Origin of the sequence: Amycolatopsis sp. NBC_00345, assembly GCF_036116635.1 — a bacterium.
Classification (GTDB): Bacteria; Actinomycetota; Actinomycetes; order Mycobacteriales; family Pseudonocardiaceae; genus Amycolatopsis.
In genome coordinates this window covers 1,577,991-1,599,335 of record NZ_CP107995.1, presented here as the reverse complement: position 1 = coordinate 1,599,335, position 21,345 = coordinate 1,577,991, and the positions used below count along the sequence as shown (strand labels likewise).

The 21,345-nt window shown below is 71.5% G+C and carries 19 protein-coding genes and 1 riboswitch; of the genes, 7 read left to right on the top strand and 12 right to left on the bottom strand.

The annotated features are described in order from the left end of the window. Positions 1-2: 2 nt before the first annotated feature. The 3 genes from OG943_RS07255 to OG943_RS07245 form a co-directional block, all read right to left on the bottom strand. Entirely contained in the window at positions 3-767 is a 765-nt protein-coding gene (locus OG943_RS07255) for a class I SAM-dependent methyltransferase (protein WP_328608910.1), read from the bottom strand. After that, on the bottom strand, positions 764-2,305 hold the full coding sequence (locus OG943_RS07250; protein ID WP_328608909.1) for an ABC transporter substrate-binding protein: 1,542 nt from the start codon (positions 2,303-2,305) through the stop codon (positions 764-766). The genes OG943_RS07255 and OG943_RS07250 overlap by 4 nt, the downstream gene beginning before the upstream one ends. Before the next feature lie 104 nt (positions 2,306-2,409). Further along, positions 2,410-2,525: riboswitch (cobalamin riboswitch) on the bottom strand. 61 nt (positions 2,526-2,586) lie between these two features. After that, complete coding sequence (locus OG943_RS07245) at positions 2,587-2,820, bottom strand: hypothetical protein (RefSeq protein WP_328608908.1); 234 nt, start codon at positions 2,818-2,820, stop codon at positions 2,587-2,589. A 16-nt stretch (positions 2,821-2,836) separates the two neighbouring features. Between OG943_RS07245 and OG943_RS07240 the strand changes: the two genes are divergently transcribed. After that, positions 2,837-3,208 carry a DUF2891 family protein gene (locus OG943_RS07240; RefSeq protein ID WP_328608907.1) on the top strand — a complete coding sequence of 124 codons (372 nt, stop codon included), beginning with the start codon at positions 2,837-2,839 and terminating at the stop codon, positions 3,206-3,208. Between the two features lie 198 nt (positions 3,209-3,406). Further along, positions 3,407-4,642, top strand: a complete 1,236-nt coding sequence (locus OG943_RS07235) for a DUF222 domain-containing protein (RefSeq protein WP_328608906.1) — start codon at positions 3,407-3,409, stop codon at positions 4,640-4,642. Between the two features lie 287 nt (positions 4,643-4,929). Here the strand turns inward: OG943_RS07235 and OG943_RS07230 are convergent, their stop codons facing one another. The 7 genes from OG943_RS07230 to OG943_RS07200 all read right to left on the bottom strand — a co-directional run bounded on the left by OG943_RS07230 (position 4,930) and on the right by OG943_RS07200 (position 13,975). Next, a complete protein-coding gene (locus OG943_RS07230) occupies positions 4,930-6,510 on the bottom strand; it encodes a glycosyltransferase 87 family protein (protein ID WP_328608905.1) in 1,581 nt (526 codons plus the stop codon). A 93-nt stretch (positions 6,511-6,603) separates the two neighbouring features. Further along, entirely contained in the window at positions 6,604-8,031 is a 1,428-nt protein-coding gene (locus tag OG943_RS07225) for a sensor histidine kinase (RefSeq protein ID WP_328612024.1), read from the bottom strand. A gap of 14 nt (positions 8,032-8,045) precedes the next feature. Next, positions 8,046-8,237, bottom strand: a complete 192-nt coding sequence (locus tag OG943_RS07220; protein WP_328608904.1) for a hypothetical protein — start codon at positions 8,235-8,237, stop codon at positions 8,046-8,048. A gap of 12 nt (positions 8,238-8,249) precedes the next feature. Then, positions 8,250-8,978 (bottom strand): response regulator transcription factor, encoded by a 729-nt coding sequence (locus tag OG943_RS07215; RefSeq protein WP_328608903.1) that lies wholly within the window; start codon positions 8,976-8,978, stop codon positions 8,250-8,252. Between the two features lie 43 nt (positions 8,979-9,021). Beyond that, a complete protein-coding gene (locus tag OG943_RS07210) occupies positions 9,022-11,208 on the bottom strand; it encodes an ArnT family glycosyltransferase (protein WP_328608902.1) in 2,187 nt (728 codons plus the stop codon). Beyond that, positions 11,205-12,419 carry a bifunctional glycosyltransferase family 2/GtrA family protein gene (locus tag OG943_RS07205; RefSeq protein ID WP_328612023.1) on the bottom strand — a complete coding sequence of 405 codons (1,215 nt, stop codon included), beginning with the start codon at positions 12,417-12,419 and terminating at the stop codon, positions 11,205-11,207. Before OG943_RS07205 ends, OG943_RS07210 begins: the two co-directional genes overlap by 4 nt. Positions 12,420-12,802: 383 nt before the next feature. After that, a complete protein-coding gene (locus tag OG943_RS07200; RefSeq protein WP_328608901.1) occupies positions 12,803-13,975 on the bottom strand; it encodes a sensor histidine kinase in 1,173 nt (390 codons plus the stop codon). 194 nt (positions 13,976-14,169) lie between these two features. Here OG943_RS07200 and OG943_RS07195 point away from each other — a divergent pair, with 194 nt between their 5' ends. From OG943_RS07195 to OG943_RS07180, 4 genes are all read left to right on the top strand, one after another. Further along, complete coding sequence (locus OG943_RS07195; protein WP_328608900.1) at positions 14,170-14,406, top strand: ferredoxin; 237 nt, start codon at positions 14,170-14,172, stop codon at positions 14,404-14,406. Next, on the top strand, positions 14,403-15,719 hold the full coding sequence (locus tag OG943_RS07190; RefSeq protein WP_328608899.1) for an NAD(P)/FAD-dependent oxidoreductase: 1,317 nt from the start codon (positions 14,403-14,405) through the stop codon (positions 15,717-15,719). The genes OG943_RS07195 and OG943_RS07190 overlap by 4 nt, the downstream gene beginning before the upstream one ends. Next, a complete protein-coding gene (locus tag OG943_RS07185; protein WP_328608898.1) occupies positions 15,716-16,939 on the top strand; it encodes a cytochrome P450 in 1,224 nt (407 codons plus the stop codon). Before OG943_RS07190 ends, OG943_RS07185 begins: the two co-directional genes overlap by 4 nt. A gap of 93 nt (positions 16,940-17,032) precedes the next feature. Beyond that, entirely contained in the window at positions 17,033-17,872 is an 840-nt protein-coding gene (locus OG943_RS07180; RefSeq protein WP_328608897.1) for an LLM class F420-dependent oxidoreductase, read from the top strand. A gap of 163 nt (positions 17,873-18,035) precedes the next feature. On the opposite strand, the gene OG943_RS07175 is transcribed toward OG943_RS07180, so the two are convergent. Together OG943_RS07175 and OG943_RS07170 are read right to left on the bottom strand one after the other, a co-directional pair. Beyond that, the gene (locus tag OG943_RS07175; protein ID WP_328608896.1) at positions 18,036-19,079 is read right to left on the bottom strand and encodes a FecCD family ABC transporter permease; all 1,044 of its coding nucleotides are present in this window, start codon (positions 19,077-19,079) and stop codon (positions 18,036-18,038) included. Then, positions 19,076-20,146, bottom strand: coding sequence for a FecCD family ABC transporter permease (locus tag OG943_RS07170; protein WP_328608895.1), 1,071 nt, complete (start codon positions 20,144-20,146; stop codon positions 19,076-19,078). The genes OG943_RS07175 and OG943_RS07170 overlap by 4 nt, the downstream gene beginning before the upstream one ends. A gap of 66 nt (positions 20,147-20,212) precedes the next feature. On the opposite strand from OG943_RS07170, the gene OG943_RS07165 reads away from it, so the two are divergent. Beyond that, the gene (locus OG943_RS07165; RefSeq protein WP_328608894.1) at positions 20,213-21,241 is read left to right on the top strand and encodes an iron-siderophore ABC transporter substrate-binding protein; all 1,029 of its coding nucleotides are present in this window, start codon (positions 20,213-20,215) and stop codon (positions 21,239-21,241) included. Positions 21,242-21,345: the final 104 nt, after the last annotated feature.

The following is a 21,345-nucleotide window of genomic DNA, read 5'->3' as shown; positions in this document are numbered from 1 at the left end:
CGTCAGCGGATACCGGTCACGATGCGGTCGTCGCCGACCTGCCACACCGTGCCGGCTTCGGCGAACCCGCCCTCGCGCAGGAAGCCCAGGTAGTCGTGCACCGACGGGCGGGCGGTGACCTCGTGGGCGAACCCGCCGGCCCGCGCGGCCACCAGCTCCGCCAGTTCGGGCGCCGCCGCGACGGCTTCCCACCACGCCGCCCAGTCCTCGTCCCGCCGCACCCCGGCCCGGACCGTCCGGCGCTTGGTCAACGAGCGCGTGAGCGTGTCCAGCCGCGGGCCGGCCTCGCCCTCGTAGAGGTGGTCGCCGTCGATGAACACCCCGCCCGGTTCGAGCGCCTTTCCGCACTGGGCGAACAGCTCGCGCAGCGGCAGCCGGTCCAGCCAGTGCAGCGCCGTCGTGCTGACGAACGCGTCCGGCGCGCGGTCGAGGCCGAGCGCCTCGTACCAGCTGTAGTGGCGCAAGTCCGCGAAAACGGTGCGGAACCGGTCGCCGCCGTACGCGAGTTCGGCCAGCCCGAGCAGCAGCGGATCGGCGTCGACGCCGACGACCTTCGCGCCGGGGAACCGGTCCAGCAGCCGCCGGGCGAGCGAGCCGGGGCCGACGCCGAGGTCGACGATCAGGGGGTCCGCCCGGGGAACCAGCTCCGCGAGCACGTCGCCGATCACCGCGAACCGCTCCTCGCGGTCGGGCATGTAGAACTCCTGCTGGCGGTCCCAGCGCTCGAGCCAGTACAGCGCGCGGTCCTGGGTCAGGGAGGCAGTCATCGGGTCACCTTGTCGAATCGGGCCCAGTCCAGCGAATTGGGCACTCCGGCGGGAATTCCATGGAACGTCGAGGAAGCGGCGCTGGTCCAGAAGGCGTTGCCCCAGAACACAAACCCGCCGCGGTCGTGGAGGATCTCGTGCAGCCGGTGGTAGAGCGCGGCCCGCTCCGGTTCGGACGCGGTGGCCACCGCCCGGCCGTACAGCGCGTCGAACTCCGGGTCGCTCCAGTTGGTGCGGTTCTGCGGGGAGCCGGTCAGCAGCCGGGACGCGAAGTGGTTGGGGATCGGCAGCGGCCCGGACTGCCCCATGGTCAGCTGCCCGCTCTTGAGCGCTTCGGAGTAGTAGGTGTCGCCGGACCCGACCCGCACGCGCACCGTGACCCCGCTCCGCCTGGCCTGCTCGGCGAACAGGGTGGCCGCCTCCACGAACCCGGCCGCGGCGGGCGCGGTGAACAGCTCGAACGACAGGTCCGGCACACCCGCCTTGCGTAACAGGGCTTTCGCCTCGTCCGGGTCGTAGGTGTGCGCGGGCAGGTCGCCGGCGTAGTACTCGAAGCCCTGGCCGAACACGTCGTTGGCCACCTCGCCCTGGCCCTGCAGGGCGACCTTGACGAGTTCCTCGCGGTCCACCATCCGCATCAGCGCGCGGCGCACGTCCACGTTGTCGAACGGGGGCCGGTCGGTTTTCATCGCGAAGTAGTAGATCCCGCTGTGCGGCGCCGACTGCACGCTGACCCCGTCCACGCCGCGCAGCGTCTTCGCCGCGGCCGGGGTCAGGTTGTCGGCGAAGTCGGCCTGACCACTGCGTAACGCGGCCTGGCGGGCGTCCGCTTCCGCGCTCAGGACCCGCAGCCGCTGGATCTTCGGCGCACCGCCCCAGTAACCGTCGTAGGCCGTGGCCACCAGCTCCTTGCCCGGCCGGAACGACGTGAACCGGAACGGCCCGGTCCCCACCGGACGGGAGAAGTCCGTTGTGCCGTCCCGGATGACCCGGGTGCCGTAGGCGGACAGCGCGGTGAGGAACTCGAACGACGGCCGCTTCAGCACGATCTCGGCCGTCCGCTCGTCGACCTCGCGTGACTGGGCCAGGTCGACGAGGTCCAGCGTCGCGGCGGCGATGAACGGCTTCGGCCCGGGCGGGCCGAGCACTCGCGACAGCGTGTACAGCACGTCCGCGGAGGTGACCTTCGTGCCGTCGTGCCAGCGCGCGTCCCGCAGGACGATGCGCCACCGCGTCCCGTCCGCGTTGGGCTCGCCGGAGCTGGCGAGCCGCGGCACCGGCCGCATCGTGTTGTCGACCTCGAACAGCCCGTCGTACAACGCCTTCAGCCGCGCCTCGTCGATGAACAGGTGGCTGGTCCCCGGGTCGAGGCTCTCGTCCGCCCCGGAGCCTTCGAGCACCGCGGAAAACGTGGTGATGCCCGCTCCCCCGCCGGTGCCCGGCCCGCTTCCGCAGCCGCTCACCAGCGCTCCCGCGGCCAGACCGGTGCCGAGCAGGAACCCTCGCCGGCTCAGTGGCCGGTCGCTCGCTGGCACCATCGCCGGACTCCCTCGCGCCGGGCCAGCAAACGAGGCAAGCGCACCGCGGAAGGGCCGCCCGCCCGGCGGCTCTTCCGGCCCGCGACCAACCCGCGTGGTACTGACCGTTCGGTGGATCGCGTGGCGGTATCTGGCTCCGGCCCGGACGCGCCGGGCCTCACAGTTGCGGGGCAGCCCCGGAATTCCACCGGTCTTCCCGCCACGTGATCCACATGCTAGGTGTTCACGCGCGATGGAGCGGCGCGGGTGCCGAAACTCACCCGCGCACCGCCCCCGGGTGGTCAGGCCGAGAGGTACTCCCGGGTCCGCACGATCTCCTCCCGCTCCGAGAAGGAGGCGAGTTCGTCGCCGAGCGAAGAACTGTCCCCGTGCCGCTTGATCGCGCCGAGCACGCGCCGGCAGCTCGCGATGACCGCCCGCTGCAGGTCCGACGGGATGATGACCAGCCGGCAGCCCAGTTCACCGAGCCGCTCGACGGGCACCAGCGGGGCGATCGCGTCCGTCCGGGCGATCACGACGAAGTCCGGGTTGGTGCGCGCCGCGGCCGCCGCCGGAGTGTCCGTCGCCGACACCGCGCTGGCCGCCGTCACCGAAGAGTTCCGGACGTGGTTCAGCCACTTCCTGCCCGGCCTCGCGAACGCCCAGCCCGCCACACTGTTCACCCCGGCCACCGTATCGGACGACAGCGACGGCCAGCTCGCCCACCTGCGCGGCCTGAACCTCAGCCGGGCCTGGTGCTGGCTGCGCCTGGCCGACCACCTCCCGGCCGACGACCCGAGGGCGCCCCTGATGCGCGAGGCCGCCGAGAAGCACGCCGAGCCGGAGCTGGACCACGTCACTGGCGGGGACTACATGGTCGAGCACTGGCTCGCTTGTTACGCCGTGTTGTACCTGACCGCTTGAGATCGGGGCTATGTTCGCACGGGTGACCAGCGCGGGGTGATTCCATCCTTTGTACACAGTGGACACTCAGATCGGTTTCGTGGTGGGTGTTCCTGGTGATTGCATTGATGCTACAGGCTTTCCGCGCCTTATTGCGAGGTCGCAGGCTTACCCGTTCGAGTGATGTTTCGAACATGCGTTCGAGATATTGTCGTCCGCATGGGGACACCAAACCAGGTGCCGGAGTGGCACCTTTCCGAGGACGAACTGACCACCGAACTTCTCACTGCTGAGCGGAAGTTGTGCCGTGCGTATGCGCGGATGCTGGCGTTGGTCGACGAGGTCGACCAGCGTGGTGTGGCTGTGGGCAAGGGTTTCCGCAGCACCCAGACGATGCTGGTGCGATCGTTACGGATCTCGCGGAAGGAAGCGAACGCGCGAGTCACACAAGCGACCGCGGTTCTCCCGATGATGCGGAGCGCCCTGGCCGCCGGTGAACTCAACCGCGAACACGCCCACGAGATCGCTCACGTCCTCACCCACGCCCCTGACTCCGTCGCCCCGGAGGAGCTGGCAGCCAACGAAACCACCCTGGTCGAGCTGGCCCACCAAGCCCCACCCGCGACTCTGCGGAAGGTAGGCCAGCGAATCCAGGCCTACTGGGACTTCACCAACACCGACCCCGACAAACGAGAACAGGACTTGGCCCGCCCCCGACGGGAGTTCCGCTATACCCGGACCCGCGACGGCCGAATGAGATACACCGGCGAATTCGACCCCGACACCGCAACCCTCGCCGAACAACTCTTCACTGTGCTCGCGAAACCCGACCCCGCCGATTCCTTCGGCAACCCCGACCCGCGAACCCGATCACAACGCCAAGGCGACGCCATCGCCGCCGTGTTCGACCTCGCCGCCCGCGCCCCCGACCTGCCCGTCAAAGCCGGCGAACGAGCCATCGCCACCATCACCATCAGCCTGGACGACCTCCAATGCCGCGCCGGAACCGTCATGCCCGACGGACACGACCCCATGACCGTCTCCCAGCTACGCCGCCTGTGTTGCGACGCGAAAGTCCTCCCCGCCGTCCTCAACGGCGCCGGTGAAGTCTTGGACTTAGGCCGCGCCGTCCGCACCGCAACCCCCGCCCAACGACGAGCCCTCGCCTTACGCGACAAAGGATGCACCGCCCCTTGGTGCACGAGAGGCCCGAAATGGACCACGCCGCACCACATCGAGTACTGGACCAACCCTCACGGCGGCCCCGGCGGACCGACGGACATCGGGAACATGGCGTCCATGTGCGACCGCGATCATCTCCTGGCCCACCACGGTGGCTGGGAAATCCGACTCCGCAACGGAATCGTCGAATGGATCCCACCCGCCTGGCTCGACCCGCAACGAAGACCCATGCACAACACCGCCCACGACCCACCCCACACCCGCGCCGCCTGACCAGGCGCGCCAAGTAAGCATGAGTCTCGTGTGGATCGTTGGAGGTGTGGATCGTGGTGCAAGGTCACGTGCCGTCACGGACGAGGCCGATGCCGCTGTCCCGGCCAGCCGCGACCAGCCACCTGCAACCGGTCACCAGCGACCGGTCGCCCGCGACCGGCTACTGGCGACCGACGACTGGCCACTGGCGGCAGGCGGCCTGCCACTGGCGGCCAGTACTGATACTTGATGCGCTGCAGCCGACGGCCAGGAAGCCAATCTCCTCGCCACAGACCGTCCAGGGAGGACTACTCGGGTGCGCCCTTCGTCTGCTCCGGCGCCGGTTCCGGGTCGGGTTCCGGCACGGGCTCCGGCGCGGGTTGCGGATCGGCCGGAGTTCCCCGGCGGAAGTCCTGGACCGCGGCCCACACGGCCAGGACCAGGCCGGCCAGCATCGCCGTGGACAGGATCCAGAAGTCGACCAGCACGGTGCCCGTGGTCATTCCGCCGTTGCCGCCACCGGGCGGGCGGAACTGCTGCCCGGACTGCGCGCCACCGGCGTTGCGCTGGACGAGGTGACCCGGATCGTTCACGCCGGGCGGTTCCGTGGTGCCGCCCGTGCCGGTACCGCCAGGCCGGGCGTCACCCGCACCGGTGCCGCCGGGCCGGGACCCGCCGGGGAAGCCGCCGCGCCGGCCACCGGTACCACCGGTGCCGCCAGGGAAGCCGGGGAAACCGGAACCGCGTCGGCCGCCGGGTCCACCGGGGCTGCCGGGGCTGCCGGGGAAGCCGGGGAAGCCGGGGAAGCCGCCCGGGCCGCCCTGGCGCGAGTTCAACAGGTATGGCGCATAAGCGAAACCGGAGGCGAACTGCTCCAAAATCGGGAACGCCCACAGCCGTTTGGGCAGGTAGAACGCGGCGATCACGCTCAGCGCGTCGGCCGGGTAGAAGTAGCGTTCGTGCATCGCGGGCAGGAAGTACGGGACCAGCGTCACCGAGATCGCGCTGACCAGGACGATGCGGGCCGGCGTCAGCTCGGACTTGCGCACCACTACCGGGATCATGAGCGCAAGCAGGATCAGCCCTGTCACCACGATCCCGCCGATCTTCAGCGCCGACGAGCTGCTGACCGAGCTGAGGTACTGGTAGACGTTCGGCGCGTTCAAGGTCAGCTGGTCATAGGTGTCGGACTGGCTCAGGTAGATCTTCAGCAGGTCACCGAAGTTCGCGCCCGCCAGCAGCGCGGGCACGTCCAGCACCAGGTAGACCGCCGGGATCAGCAGCAGCGCCGGCCACGGCACCCGCTTCCGCAGCACGAAAAGCAGCAACGCCGGGAAGAAGAACACCGCCTGCAGCTTGAAGGCGAACGCGAGGCCGAAGAACACACACGCCAGCCACGGCCGCTTGCGGAGCACGAAATACACCCCGCCGACACCGAACGCCGAGTAGGCCGAGTCCACCTGCGCCCAGGCGGCGCTGTTCAGCACCACCGTCGGCAGGTACAGCACGATCGCCCCGGCCAGCAGCGGCCACCACGTGCCCGGGTACCGCAGCGCGACGATCCGGTAGGTGAAGAACGCCAGCACCAGGTCGAACAGGATGGAGATCGCCTTGACGCCGTACAGCGTGGGCACCGGGATGTGCGTCAGGATCGCCAGCAGGTACAGGTACGGCGTGTTGTAGTTGGCGAAGTTGTACTTGAGGGCGCTGAAACCGCCGTTCTGCTTGATGAACTCGTACCACTGGCTGACGAACGCCCGGTAGTCGTCGGAGGTGTAGGAGAAGAACGCCGTGCGCACGGCGAGCCCGCCCAGCACGACGACAGCGGCCACGGCGATCAGGAGGGCGCGCCGGGTTTTCGGCCGCGCCGCCACGTCGGTGTCGGTCAAGGGACTCCTTGTCGGTGTTCTCAAGCAGGGCGGGGATTTTCAGGGAGAAGAACGCTGTCGAGCAGGTTTTCGGGCAGGTTTTCGGGCAGGTCGTCAAGCAGAGCCGAGCAGGACGCGGAAAGTCGCGCCACCGCCCGGAGTCGTCAGCAGCAGGATGGATCCGCCGTGGGCGTCGAGGATGGCCGCCACGATGGCGAGGCCGAGCCCGGCGCCGCCGGCCTTGGCCCGCGCATGGCCGGCGCGGTAGAAGCGGTCGAAGATGCGGGAAGCGTTGTCTGGAGCCACTCCCGGGCCGTTGTCGCGTACTTCGAGCACGGCACAGTCCCGTCCGGCGGGCGGCGGGTCACCCGTGCCGACGACGACCGGCCACGCGCCGGTGTCCGCCGCTTCGAGCCACACCGAGACGGTGATCTCGGCGTCGGGCGGGGTGTGCACCAGCGCGTTGGTGACGAGGTTCGCCGCGACCTGGCGCAGCCGGTGGATGTCGCCGAGCACGCGGACCGGTTCGGCCGGGGCCGCGAAGCCGATCGCTCGCGCCGGTTCGCGGGCCCGCGCGTCGTGCACGACGTCCGCAGCGAGGGCGGACAAGTCGACTTCGGTGAGGTCCAGCACGCGCTCCTGGTCGAGCCGGGCCAGCAGCAGCAGGTCGTCCACCAGCAGTCCCATCTGGATCGCGCCGTTCTCGATCCGGCTCATCATCCGCTTTACGTCCACTTCGGACGATCCACCGCTCTTCCGGTACAGCTCGGCGAAACCGCGGATCGACGTCAGCGGGGTGCGCAGCTCGTGCGAGGCGTCGGCGACGAAGCGGCGCAACCGGTCCTCCGACTGTTCACGCTTCTTCAGCGCCGACGCGACCTGCCCGAGCATCACGTTGAACGCCGACCCCAGCCGCCCGGCCTCGGTCCGCGGGTCCAGGTCGGGCACCCGGCGGTCGAAGTCGCCGCCGGTGATCGCCTGGGCCGTGTGCTCGATCCGGGTCAGCGGCCGCAGGCCGAGCCGGATCAGCCAGGTCGCGATCACCCCCAGCAGCACCACCAGCACAAAACCGAAAACGACCTCGATCGTCTTCAGCCGGTTCGCGGTGGCGATGCCGGTGTCCAGCGACTCCGCGACCGCCACCGTCCCGCTGACCGGCTGCGCGGGCGTCGGCGCCTGGACCGCGGTCCGGACCCGCCAGGTCGTGTCGCCGTTCTCGTCGCCCACGGTGACCGCCGTGTCGCCGCGGCGGCGCACCGAAGCGACGTCCATCGGCGGCACCACCGGCATGAGGGTCTCCCCCTTCGCCTGGCCGACCCGCTCGGTGAGCCGCCCCGTGCTGTCGTAGAACAGGACCCGGTAGTCGGTCGGCAACCGGTCGCGGACGTTGATCTGCTGCGGCGGGCGCGGCGGCGGCCGGTCGGGGTCGGACATCATGGTCACGACCCCGTTCAGCTGATCGTCGACGCTGTCGACCAGCGAGCTCTGCAACGCCGTCACGCTGATGAAGCCGAACGCGGTCAGCCCGGTCGCCAGGAGCACCAGCAACGCCAACGTCAGCCGCGCCCGCAGCGTCCAGGGGCGGCGGCGTTTCCCGGCGCCGACAGCGCTGGCAGAACCGATAGCGCCGCCAGAACCGCCGGTGCCAACAGAACCGACAGCGCCAACAGTGCCGACAGAACCGTCGGTGCCAACAGCGCCGCCAGCGCCACCGGTCCCAGCAGCGCCGCCGTTTCCACCACTGCCACCAGCCGGGCCGCTCAAGGGCCCGACCGCAGCTCGTCGGTGGACTTGGGCAGGCGGAGGCTGTAGCCGACGCCGCGGATCGTGTGGATCAGCGGCGGCCCGGCCGAGTCGATTTTCCGCCGCAGGTAACTGATGTAGGACTCGATCACCCGCGTTTCGCCGACGAAGTCCGAGTTCCACACCCGGTCGAAGATCTGCGACTTGCTCACCACGCTCCCCGAGTTCACCAGCAGGTAACGCAGCAGCTTGAACTCGGTCGGGGACAACGGGATCGTCCTTCCCCCGCGCCGGGCTTCGTGGGCGGCCTCGTCCAGTTCGAGGTCGGCGTACCGCAGCAGCTCGCCGTCGCCGGGCGAGGCGGTCCGGCGCAGGATGGCCCGAATCCGCATCACCACCTCGTCGAAGCTGAACGGCTTGCTGACGTAGTCGTCCCCGCCGGCGCCGAGCCCCGCGAGCCGGTCCTCCAGCGCGTCCCGCGCGGACAGGAACAGCACCGGCACCTGGTTGCCCTCCGCCCGCAGCAGCTGGGCGACGGTGAACCCGTCGTAGTCCGGCAGCATCACGTCCAGCACCAGGATGTCCGGCACCAGCCGCGCCGTCATCTCCAGCGCCGCGGCCCCGGTGCCCGCGGAGAACACGGTGAACCCGCTCAGTTCCAGCGCCGCCGTCAGCAGTTCCAGGATGTCGACCTCGTCGTCGACGACCAGGACCGTGGCCGGCCGCGAAGCAGGGAAACCATTCATCGTGACAGCTTGAACCCCGTTCCTGTGTGCCGGTCCGCCGCGATCATGCGCTCACGCAGTCGTAAAGGCTCTGCGTTCCGGTCCCGCCGTAGGCGCTCGCCGGGACCGCGTGGCAATTCTGCTCGACCCACGTCGTCCGCGCCGAAGACGCGCCGCCCCGGCCGAAACCGCCGCCGCCACCGCCGCGCCGTTCCTGGGATTCCAGGACGAAGCCCAGCTTTCCGGCGGCCTTCCAGCTGCTCAGCAGAGCAACGCTGGGGGCGTTGTCGGTGCCGGAAAAACCACCCATTCCGATGACGGTGGTGTCGCTGTTGATGATGTAGCCCGACGACGCCATCGAGCCGCCCTCGACCGCCATCACGATCTGCGCCCCGTGCGCGTTCTTCACGGCGTAGTCCAGGATCTTCCGCTGTTCGGCGGTGAGGGAGCCGTCCTCGTTCCCGCCACGGCCGCGCATCATCTCCATCATTTCCATCATCTCGGCCGTCCCGGCATCACCGGTCGTACCAGGAGCACCGGTCGCGCCAGGAGCATCACGGCCACCGGCGCCAGGACGCCCGCCGCCGGGGAACCCGCCGAAGCCGGAGCTGCTGGGGCCGGCCATCGGAATCGTCGCGCCCATCCCGCCGCCGCCACCGGCGAACGCCGTGGCGCCCGACCAGACGAGCGGGGTCAGCAGCACCGCGACCAGCCCGATCACCCCGACCACACGCACGCCGGCAGCGGGCAGGGCGCCGGAGAACCGGACGAGCACCAGGCCGCCGATGGCGAGCAGGGCGGCGACGACCACGGCGTACCGCAGCCAGCCGTTCCACGAGGTGTCCCGGGAGATCACCACCCACGCCCACACCGCGGTGAGCGCGATGCCCAGCGGCAGGAGCGTCCAGGCGAACCCGGAGTGGCGGTAGCGCCACAGCAGCGCGAGCCCGCCCGCGGCCAGCGCGGCGACCGCGGGGGCGAGCTGAGTCGTGTAGTACGGGTGGAAGATGCCGTCCTGGAAGCTGAACACCAGCGCGATGATCACCAGCCACGAGCCCCAGAGCATCCAGCCCGCGCGGACGACGTGCTGCGCCGGCCCCTTCGCCCGCCAGGTGCGGAACCCGGTCACGGCGACCACAACGAGCACGAGCAGGCAAAGCGGGAGCAGCCAGCTGATCTGGCCGCCCGCGGACTCACCGAACATCCGGAACAACCCGGACTGACCGCCGAAAGACGCCCCGCCGGGACCACCGCCACCGGGGCCGCCACCCGGGCCGCCCGCGCCGGGGAACCCGCCGCCAGGAACACCACCACCGGGAACACCGCCGCTGGGAACACCGCCTCCAGGAACACCGCCGCTAGGAACACCGCCGCCGGGGAAGCCACCTCCAGCGCCGCGGCCACCGGGTCCGGAGCCGCCTTCGCCGAAGACGCGCCCCAGCCCGTTGTAACCGACGATCAGGTCCCACGCGGAGCCGTCCGTGCTGCCGCCGATGTAGGGCTTCTGCCCCGGCCACCACGCCGTGAGCGCGACCCACCACAGCGAGGAAACCAGCAGGACCACGGCGGCGCCGAGCAGGTCGAGCAGCCGTCGCCCCCAGGAGGCGTTGCGTCCGACGAGGTAGGCGAGCACCAGCGCCGGGATGATCATCCAGCCGGCCAGCATCTTGGTGACGAACCCGCAGCCGACCCAGAAAGCGGCCTGCAGCAGCCATTTCGTCGCGCTGCGCGAAGTGATCCCCGGCTCCACCGAGCGGGTCACCGCGTAGGCGGCCGCGACGCACAGCAGCGTCAGCATCGCGTCGGGGTTGACGCTGCGGTCGATCGCGACGGTGACCGGCGTGATCGCGAGGATCAGGGCCGCCAGCAGCGCGACGTTCTCCCCCGCCCACCGGCGGACCGTGCGGTGCAGCAGGAAGACCGCCGCGGCGCCTTCGATGATCTCCGGCAGCAGCAGCGCCCAGCCGTGGTAGCCGAAGATCCAGCTCGAGACCACCTGCGGCCAGAACGCCATCGGCGGCTTGTCGACGGTGACCACGCCGGCCGGGTCGAACGAGCCGAACAGGAAGTTCGTCGCGTTCTCCGACATCGACTTGACCGCGGCCGAGTAGAACGTGTTCGACCAGCCTTCGGCGGCGATGCCCCAGCTGTAGAGCACGATCGACAGCAGCACGATCGCGCCGAGGGCGAGGGGCTGCCAGCCGATGCGAGGCGTGGACAGAGCGCGGGGTCGGACGGCCGTTGCCGTCATGCGGCCACCTTTTCTTCGACGGACTGCTCGCCGGCCAGGGAGGCCGGTGGTTTGGTGTGGCGGAACACCCAGATGCGCAGCAGGACGAACCGGCCGGCCGTGCCGACCAGGGAGGACGCCAGCAGCACCACGAGTTCGAGCGGGGCGGTGTGCCGCGGTTTCAGCGCGTCCAGGAGGAACAACGCGCCGGACGTGAACGCGTAGTAGAGCGCGAACACCACCAGCCCCTGCAGGTGCACGCGTCCGCCCGGCCGTTTTCGCCCGATGAACGTCAGCCTGCGGTTGGCTTCGGTGTTGAGCAGGGTGGTGATCGTCAGTGCGACGAAGTTCGCCACCCAGTACGGCCACCAGGTGCGGAATCCCGCGTAGAGCAGCAGGGTCGCGACCGTGGAGGCGGCGCCGATCAGGCCGAAGCAGAGCACCTGCCACAGCAGCCCGGTCTCCCGGCGCTGCGCCACCACCGCGTCCGGGTGGATCGGCGCGGGCTCGGGCCGGCGCGGCAGGTCGTCGACCTTGGCCGATCCGCTGGCCTTGTTGCGGGCCACCCGGACCAGCCCGCGGATGTCGTCCAGCGCCGTCGACGTCACGTTCACGCGGGTGTCGGTGTCCTCGACCCAGTCGACCGGGACCTCGTGCACCCGCAGGCCGTTGTGCTCGGCCAGCAGCAGCAGTTCGGTGTCGAAGAACCAGGAGTCGTCCTCGATGCGCTGCAGCAGCGGGCGGATCACCTCGGCGCGCGCCGCCTTGAACCCGCACTGCGCGTCGGAGAACCGGGCGCCGTGGGAAAGCCGGATCAACGCGTTGTAACAGCGGGAAATCACCTCGCGCTTGGGCCCGCGGACCGTGCGCGCGCCGGGCGCCAGCCGGGACCCGATGGCGATGTCGGAGTGCCCGTTGCTCAGCGGCGCCACGAGCGGCAGCAGCGCGTCGAGCCCGGTGGAGAGGTCGACGTCCATGTAGACCACGATGTCGGCGTCGCTGAACCCCCACGCCGTGCGCAGGGCCAGCCCGCGGCCCTTGCGCTCCAGGCGCAGCACGCGGACGTTGTCCGTGGTCTCGGCGAGCTGGTTGGCGACGCGCTCGGTGCCGTCGGTGCTCGCGTTGTCGACCACGGTGATGGTCCACTCGAACGGGAAACCGTTGCTGAGGTAGTCGTGCAGCACCCGGATGCACCCGGGCAGCGATCTCTCCTCGTTGTACACCGGGATCACGACGTCGACGGTCGGATGACGCTGCTGGTCACCGCGCTCGGCTTCGTCGCGGGGTTCAGGGACGTGCTCACTTTGTCGGGCAGAGATCACTCCGGGCAATTCGACCACCTACGGGGAGAACGGACCTCGGGATCCGGGGCGGAGCCACTCCGATAGGTATGGCGGTCGAGTGTGTGAGAAACGTTGGCACAAGTTGTACGTAAGCTGTGAATGGCCACCGATGGGTGATCAAGATCCAGATTCCCGGGCACTATCTGCCCAAATGTCCGAATCTGGCGGCCGGGAACTCGCGTGTGAGCTGCGCTACACGGAGCGTGCCCGTGTCCTGCTCGCGCGGCTCGCCGAGGGCCTTGCCGAGGACTGTGACACCGGCGATCCGGCCGTCACCGGGGCAAGTCCAGTTCCACGGTCCAGCCGCCGTCGGGGGCCGGGCCCACCCGCAGGGTGGCGCCGAGCTGGGCGGCGCGCTCGCGCATGCCGACGAGGCCGACGCCGGAGCCACCCGCCGCGCCAGCCTTCGTTCCAGCCTTCGTTACAGCACTGTGAGCCTCGGCGGCAGGTCCGTTGTGGACAGTCAGGATGACCCGGTCACCGGTGCACGTGAGACTCATCGTGCGCGTCGCGCCCGGCGCGTGCTTGGCCGCGTTGGTCAGCGCTTCCTGCGCCACGCGGAACACGGTGTGCGTCGCCTCGGCGCCGGCCGTCACGGCTTCGCCGGTGATCGTGAAGTCGATCGCGTTGCGCTCGGCCAGCCGGCTCAGCAGGTCCGGCAGCGGCAGGGTGTCCTCCCGCAGTGCCTGCACGGCGCGCCGGGTCTCGCCGATGCTGTCCACCGCGAGCGCGCGGGCCCGGCGGACGGCGGCGATCGACTCCTCCTCACGGCCGCTGCCGCGCAGCGCGTCGGCCAGGTCCAGCTGCAGCGCGATCCCGGACAGCGAATGGCCGAGCACGTCGTGGACCTCACGGCCGATGCGGGCGCGTTCGAGCAGCGCGGCCTCGCGGGCCTCGGACTCGGCGGCGCGCTCGGCCGCCTCGGTCGCGCGGCGCGCGCTGATCAGCACGTCCTGCCGGTCCCGGAAGGAGATGCCCATGTAGACGGGCAGGGCGACGGTCAGCGGCGCCCACCACGGCCACTGCGGCGCGGCCGGCACCAGCTGCCCGACGACCCTGCTCGCCACGGTGGCGAGCAGGGCACCGCCGACGGCGATCCCGACGGCCGCCTTCCGGGAGGCGAGCTTCCCGCCCGCCGCGGACGCCGCGATGAACGGGAAGATGGCGACGGCCTGCGTCTCGTGCGCCAGCGGGAGCAGCAACGCGCCGAGCCCCATATACGCGCTCATCGCGGCGATCTGCGTCCGCGGGCCCAGCCGCGCCCACGGGAACAGCGTGCCGATCCCGGCCAGCGCGGTGAGCACGAACAGCGCGAGCGCCACCGGCGGGAACACGACGTCGCGGGCGGACCACTGGACCGCGCCGACGGCGGTCGCGCCGAGGACGAGGACCGGCTGGATCAGCCCGTCCCGGAAGTCGGTGGTCCGGGGTCCGATCGTGGTCATGGCGTTCCGATCCTCGGGCGTGTCCATCAGCTGCGAGTCTTCCATCCCGGTCATCGGGCGCCGCCGGGTGGAGACGGCTCTCCACCCGGAATACGACTCCAGCCTCACGACGCCCCGCTGCGGCGACCGTAACGTCGGCGCCGAGCGAGGGTTTCACCGAACCCGTTGCCCCGCGGGGAGAAGGAGTTGTCATCATGCGAGTGGTCGTCGACCTGAACCGCTGCCAGAGCTACGGGCAGTGTGTGTTCGCGGCGCCGGAGGTGTTCCGGTTCCAGGGCGCCGAGTCGCTGGAGTACGACCATGTGCCGGACGCGGGGTCCGACCAGGCCGTGGAACGGGCCGCGCTGGCCTGTCCGGCGCAGGCGATTCTGCTCGGCCGGTCGGCCGAAGCCGGTGTTGTTTCCCAAGCTGTTGCTGCGGAGATGCGATGACGCCCCGGCGGATCGTCATCGTCGGCGCGTCGCTCGCGGGACTGCGCACGGCGGATTCCTTGCGGGCCAACGGGTTCACCGGGGAACTGGTGCTGATCGGCGACGAGCCGCACGAGCCCTACGACCGACCGCCGCTGTCCAAGGCGGTCCTGGCCGGGCGGACCGGCACCGACCGGCTTTTCCTGCCGAGCGCCCAGGACCTCAACGCACGCCGGCTGCTCGGCGTCGCCGCGACCGGCCTGGACCTCGCCGCCGGTGAGGTGCGGCTGGCCGACGATCGCCGCATCGGGTTCGACAGGCTGGTCATCGCGACCGGGTCGCGGTCCCGTCCGTGGCCGGTCCCCGGCGAGGCCGCGCTGCGGGGCGTGCACCTGTTGCGCGGACGCGAGGACGCCGACCGGATTCGCGCCGATCTCACCGCGGGGCCGCGCCGGGTGCTGGTCATCGGCGGTGGTTTCACCGGTTCCGAGGTCGCTTCGAGCTGCCACGATCTGGACATCCCGGTCACCGTCGCGCTTCGCGGCGCCGCGCCGATGGCGAGCGCCCTCGGCGAAGCCGTCGGGACGGCGATCGGCGCGCGGCAGCGGGCGCACGGGATCGACCTGCGGGTCCGCACGACCGTCACCGCCCTGCACGGCGACGCCGAAGGCCGGCTGCGGCGAGTGTGGCTTTCCGACGGGGACGAGCTCGAGGTGGACGTCGCGGTGGTCGCGCTGGGCTCGGTCGCCAACACCGAATGGCTGGCCGGGTGCGGGCTCGCCGCCGACCCACGCGGAGTCGAGTGCGACGCGGCCGGACGCGCCATGGGCCTCGACTGCGCCGTCGTGCCGGACGTGTACGTCGCGGGCGACGTGGCCCGCTGGCGCCACCCGCACTTCGACGCGGAACCCCAGGCGCTGCAGCACTGGGGCAACGCCGTCGACCAGGCCGAGGTCGCCGCGCACAACCTCACCCACCGGCACCAGCGGCCGGCCACCGCGCTGCCCGCGTTCTGGTCCGACCAGTTCGGCCTGAACGTCAAGTCGGTCGGCCTGCCGCACCTGGCCGACCAGGTCGTACTCACGCAGGGCTCGTTCGAGCGGGGCCCGTTCGTCGCCGCCTACGGCCGGGGCGGGATCACGGTCGGCGCGGTCGCGGTCAATTCGCCGCGGGTGCTGGACGGTTACGCCGCCCTCATCACCGAACGGGCGCCGTTCCCGCCCGCCATCAACGCGACCGACTCGCCCGCCGACGCCACTGTCCTCAGCGCGGGATCAAACAGTGCCGAATCAAGCGGCCCGGCCCTCACCACCGTCCACGGAGGACAGTCATGACCAGCACCCAGCCCTACCCCGCCGCCGCCGCGTACGGCCGGCTGCTCGACCAGGCCAACCGGCACGACCCGTACCCGTACTTCGCCGAGCTGGCCGGCGAGCCGATCCAGCGGCTCGCCGAGCACCGCTGGGTGGTCTCCCGGCACGCCGACATCACCGCGCTGCTGCGCGACCCCCGCCTGTCCGCGCAGGACGACGTCGACCCGGAGGGGCCGGCAGGCTCGGACGGGAAGCCGTTCCGCGGCCCGTTCCTCATGCTGGACCCGCCGCACCACAACACGTTGCGAGACCAGACGATGCACCAGTTCATGCCGCGCATCATGGGCATGGGCCCGCGGATCGAGGCCATGGTCGCGCGGCTGCTCGACCGGCAGGCCGGCACCGGGCCGGGCGAGTTCGACGTGGTCACGGCGCTGGCCTATCCCCTGCCGGTCGGCGTCATCTGCGAGCTCCTCGGCGTCCCGGCGGAAGAGGAACCCGTGTTCCACTCGTTCGCGTCGCGGCTCACCCGCGCGCTCGACCCGGTCGAGAGCCTGACCGAGCAGGAGATCGCGGAGCTGCAGGTGACCCGCGCGGACTGGCGGGACTACCTGATGCCGATGATCGCGCGGCGCCGCGACCGGCCGGGCCCCGACCTGGTCTCCGGGCTGCTCACCGACGGCGACCCGGAGACCCGGATGAACACCGTCGAACTCGCCACCACGCTCGGCCTGCTGCTCATCGCCGGCCACGAGACGACCGTCAACCTCATCACCAACGGCACGCTCGCCCTGCTGCGCAACCCCGACGTGCTCGACCGGCTGCGCGCCGACCCGGGCCTGGCCCCCGCCGTCGTCGAGGAGGCGCTGCGCTACGACCCGCCGGTGCAGCAGACCAGCCGCCGGGCCACCGCCGACGTCCGCATCGCGGACCAGGTCGTGCCCGCCGGCGACCAGGTGGTCATCCTGCTCGGCGCGGGCAACCGCGACCCGCGGCGGTTCGCCGAGCCGGACCGGTTCTGGCCGGAGCGCCCTGGCAACGCGCACCTCGCCTTCGGCGGCGGGGTGCACTACTGCTTCGGCGCCGCGCTGGCCCGGATGGAGGGACAGGCCGCGCTGAGCGCGATCGCCACCCGGCTGACCCGCCCACGCCTGGTCGCCGACCCGCCGCCGTACCGGGCGAACATGCTGCTGCGCGGCCCGGAAGAACTGCGGGTCGGCTTCGACGCCGTGACGGGCTGATCCAGGTCCGCGCGCGGGCCCGGGGCCTGAGGCATGGGGCCCGGGCCCGGAAAGGTCCCGCGCTGGAGGAACTCCAGGTTTACGATCGCCAGCATGCGATTCGCCATCAAGACTTCGCCCCAGGACACCGTCTGGGCCGACATGCTCGCCGTCTGGCAGGCCGCCGACGAGATCGAGCTGTTCGAATCCGGCTGGACGTTCGACCACTTCTATCCCATCTTCTCCGATCCGACCGGGCCGTGCATGGAAGGCTGGGTCACCCTCACCGCGCTGGCGCAGGCCACGAAGCGGCTCCGGCTGGGCACGCTGGTGAGCGGGATCCACTACCGCCACCCCGCGCTGCTCGCGAACATGGCCGCCACGCTGGACATCGTCTCCGGCGGGCGGCTGGAGATCGGCATCGGCGCCGGCTGGAACGAAGAGGAGTCCGGCGCCTACGGCATGGAGCTCGGCTCGATCAAGGACCGCAGCGACCGGTTCGAGGAGGGCTGCGAAGTCCTCCTCGGCCTGCTGACCCAGGAGACCACTACGTTCCAGGGCCAGCACTACCAGCTCACCGACGCCCGCTGCGAGCCGAAGGGCGTGCAGAAGCCGCACCCGCCGTTCTGCATCGGCGGCAGCGGCGAGAAGCGCACCCTGCGCACGGCCGCGAAGTACGCCCAGCACTGGAACTTCGTCGGCGGCACGCCCGAGGAGTTCGCCCACAAGCGCGAGGTGCTGCACCGCCACTGCGCGGACATCGGCCGCGACCCGGCCGAGATCACGCTGTCCTCGCACGTCCGCCTCAGCCCGGACGGCGACTACGCCAAGGTCGCCGCCGAAGTGGAAGCGCTCGGCGAGGCAGGCCTCGACCTCGCGATCGTGTACCTGCCCCCGCCCCACACGCCGTCCGTGCTGGAGCCGCTGGCCAAGGCACTCGAACCGCTGCGCTGACGACTCAGGGCCGAGCTGACGGCCGGGGCCGCCGACCGTCCACTCCGGATCGTCGGCGGCCACGCCGACACCGCGCCGACGTGTGGCTGTTCAACGACACGTTCTCCGCAATCCGGCGAAGCTGTCCCGCGTCGGGGCCGAAATCCCGCTCACCCGGCGGTGATCACCGCGATCGGCCGGTGGCGAGCAGCCAGGCCAGGTAGGCGCCGCCCAGCGCGCCGGTGACCAGGCCGACCGGGATCTGGAACGGCGTGAGCAACCGCTGCGCCCCCAGGTCGGCCGCGGCGAGCAGGGCCGCGCCCGTGACGGCGGACGTCAACGGCGCGGCATCGGAGGAACGAAGCAGTGCCCGCGCCAGCTGAGGGGCGGCGAGGGCGAGGAACCCGACCGGCCCCGCGACCGCGACCGCCGCGCCCGTCAGCAGGACACCGACGAGCAGCGCCTGCCACCGCACCCGGGCGGCCCGGACGCCCAGCGCCGTCGCGAAATCGTCGCCCATTTCCAGCAGCCGCAAGGGACGGCCGAGCGGGACCGCGGCCGGCAGCAGCACCGCGAGGGCGACCGCGGCCGGGACGACCTGCGGCCAGGAGATGGCGTTGAGGCTGCCGAACAGCCAGGACTTCGCGGTCTCGGCGGCGTCGAGGTCGGCCCGGGTGAGCAGGTAGTCGTTCACCGACGCGAGCATCGCGCCGACCGCGATCCCGACCAGTACCAGCTGCTGCCGCCCGCCGGCCCCGCGGACGGCACTGATCGCGTACACCGCCCCCGCCGTGACCAGGCCTCCGATCAGCGCGCCCGCACCGACGCCGGCCCCCGAGCCCGTCCCCGGCGCCGGACCGAGGACGAGCAGCGACACCAGCGCGCCGGTCGCCGAGCCGGTCGTGAAGCCGATGACGTCCGGGCTGCCGAGCGGATTACGCGACACGCTCTGGAACAGCGAGCCCGCACAGCCGAGCCCGGCGCCGACCAGCAGCGCCGCCACCGCACGGGGCAAACGCTGCTGCAGCACGAAAAACCGATCGGTCGCCGCGCCCCCGCCGACGAAGGTGCCCAGTGCGTCGCCGACGGAGAGGTGGTAGTTGCCGGTGAGCACGGCGTATCCGGACACCGCGATGGCGACCAGCGCCACTGCCCCGATGACGGCGGCCGCGCGGGGGCGCACCCGCAGCACGATGCCGCCCGGCAACGTCACGGCGCGCGTCGTCACGCCGACCGTCCGGCACGCCGGGTGACCAGCCAGAGCAACACCGGAGCACCCGCGAACGCCGTCACGATCCCCACTTCCAGCTCACCGGGCGGCGCGACCACCCGGCCCACGATGTCCGCCGCCAGCAAGAGGATCGGGCCGGCCACCACGGAGTAAGCCAGCAGCCAGCGCACGTCGTGGCCGAGCACCAGCCGCAGCGCGTGCGGCACGAGCAGCCCGACGAACGAGACCGGGCCCGCCGCCGCGGTCGCGGCCCCGCCGAGCAGCGTGATCGCCACCAGCCCGCCGAGCCGGACCGGCCCCGGCCGCACGCCCAGGCTGATCCCGACGTCCTCGCCCAGCGCGAGCGCGTTGAGCCGCGGCCCGAGCGCCAGCGCCACGAGCGCGCCGGCGACGATGAACGGGAGCACGTGGCCGAGCACCGCGGTGTCCCGGTTCGCCAGCGAGCCGACCACCCAGAACCGGTAGGAGTCGAAGGTGTTCGCGTTGAACATAGTGACGGTCCCGGTGACCGCGCCGAAGCAGGCGGTCAGCGCGGCGCCGGCCAGCACGAGCCGGACGCGGCCCTGCGCCCCCGCCCCCGCCCCCGGCCCGGACCCGGCCACCCGGCCGCCGATCCCGTAGACCAGCGCGGTGGCCAGTACCGCGCCGGCGAGGGCGAACCACACGTAGTCCCCCGCGTCCGCGACGCCCAGCACCGAGATCGCCAGCACGACCGACAGCGCCGCACCCGCGTTGACGCCGAGGATCCCCGGCTCGGCCAGCGGATTGCGCGAAACCGCCTGCATCACCACCCCGGCGATCGCCAGCGCGGCCCCGACGACGATCCCCAGCAGCGTCCGCGGCATCCGCAGCTGCCACACGATGATCGACTCGCGGGTGCCGTCGCCCGGGTTCAGCAGCGCGGTCCAGACCGAGCCGAGCGGGATGCCCCGGGTGCCCACGGCCAGGCTCAGCGACAGCAGCAGCGCGAGCACCAGCACGCCCACACCCAGGCCGCCGACGCGCAAGGCCGTCCGACGGCCGAGCCGGTGCCGCAGTGCGGCGTCCGGGTCGAGGGTGCTCACGAGTGTGACCTGATCGAGCGGGGCAACCGTCCAGGTTTCACGTTAGGTAAGGCTACCCTCTAGCCCATGCGTGTGAACCATGGCCCTTCGCTCGGGCGCGCCCTCAAGACCGTGCCGGCGGTGCTGGTGGCCGCCGTCCTGCTGCTCGCGGGCTGCTCCGGCGGCAGCCCGGACGCGCCGCAGGCGGCCGGGTCCGGACGGGCGTGGACCGCCCCGCGGACGATGCCGGCCGGCATGGGCAGCGGCGCCGCGGACGGCGTCTTTCCCCGCACGGTCAAGCACTTCTCCGGGACCACCGCCCTGCCGGCGGCGCCGAAGCGGGTGGTCGTCATCTCCACCGGCCAGGCCGACGCCCTGCTCACCCTCGGCGTGGTGCCGGTCGGCTCGACCCGCGGCGACGGCGCGGAACTGGTCCCCCGCTACCTGCTCGCCGCCTTCCCCGAGGCCGCGAAGGTCGCGGACGTGGGCAGCCGCGTCGCCCCGGACCTCGAGACCATCGGCAACCTCAAGCCGGACCTGGTCGTGATGAACACCGCGGGCAAGGACGCCGCCGCGCTGTACACCTCGCTGAGCGCCATCGCGCCGACCGTCGCGACGCAGGGCACGGGCCTGTACTGGAAGCAGGACTTCCTGCTGCTGGCCGACGCGCTCGGCAAAACCCAGCAGGCCCAGCACCTGCTCGACGCCTACCACGCGGACGCCGCGGCCCTCGGCGCGTCCCTGCACCCCGCCCCGGCCGTCTCGTTCCTGCGGAAGAACGCGGACCGGCTGCGGATCTTCGGCGTCCCGTCGTTCACCGGCTCGATCGCCGAGGACGCCGGCCTCGCCCGGCCGCGCGACCAGCAGTTCGGCCAGACCTCACAGGACATCAGCAACGAAGAGCTGGACCGCGCGGACGGCGACTGGATCTTCTACGGCGTGCAGGGCGGCCCGGCGAAGGCGGCCACTCTGACCTCGGCGCCGCTCTGGCCGACGCTGACCGCCGTCGCCGCCAAGACCGCGATCCCGGTCGACGACGACGTCTTCTACCTCAACACCGGCCCGACCGCCGCCCGCGAAGTCCTCGAAGCGCTGCAACACGCGCTTCGCCGCTGACCGGCCGTAATTCGCTTGATCCGTCGGCGGGTCAACGCTGCACTGTGGCAGGGCGCCAGGAGCCGTGGCGCCGATATCCCGGGGAGACAGCGGCAGTTACTAAT

Bases quoted from the DNA above. Each gene is read 5' to 3' on its own strand.
- OG943_RS07195 (WP_328608900.1), top strand. From the start codon at position 14,170: ATGCGAGTGGTCGTCGACCTGAACCGCTGCCAGAGCTACGGGCAGTGT.
- OG943_RS07215 (WP_328608903.1), bottom strand. From the start codon at position 8,978: ATGAATGGTTTCCCTGCTTCGCGGCCGGCCACGGTCCTGGTCGTCGAC.
- OG943_RS07180 (WP_328608897.1), top strand. From the start codon at position 17,033: ATGCGATTCGCCATCAAGACTTCGCCCCAGGACACCGTCTGGGCCGAC.
- OG943_RS07165 (WP_328608894.1), top strand. From the start codon at position 20,213: ATGCGTGTGAACCATGGCCCTTCGCTCGGGCGCGCCCTCAAGACCGTG.
- OG943_RS07250 (WP_328608909.1), bottom strand. From the start codon at position 2,305: ATGGTGCCAGCGAGCGACCGGCCACTGAGCCGGCGAGGGTTCCTGCTC.
- OG943_RS07255 (WP_328608910.1), bottom strand. From the start codon at position 767: ATGACTGCCTCCCTGACCCAGGACCGCGCGCTGTACTGGCTCGAGCGC.
- OG943_RS07185 (WP_328608898.1), top strand. From the start codon at position 15,716: ATGACCAGCACCCAGCCCTACCCCGCCGCCGCCGCGTACGGCCGGCTG.
- OG943_RS07235 (WP_328608906.1), top strand. From the start codon at position 3,407: ATGGGGACACCAAACCAGGTGCCGGAGTGGCACCTTTCCGAGGACGAA.
- OG943_RS07200 (WP_328608901.1), bottom strand. From the start codon at position 13,975: ATGACCACGATCGGACCCCGGACCACCGACTTCCGGGACGGGCTGATC.
- OG943_RS07210 (WP_328608902.1), bottom strand. From the start codon at position 11,208: ATGACGGCAACGGCCGTCCGACCCCGCGCTCTGTCCACGCCTCGCATC.
- OG943_RS07190 (WP_328608899.1), top strand. From the start codon at position 14,403: ATGACGCCCCGGCGGATCGTCATCGTCGGCGCGTCGCTCGCGGGACTG.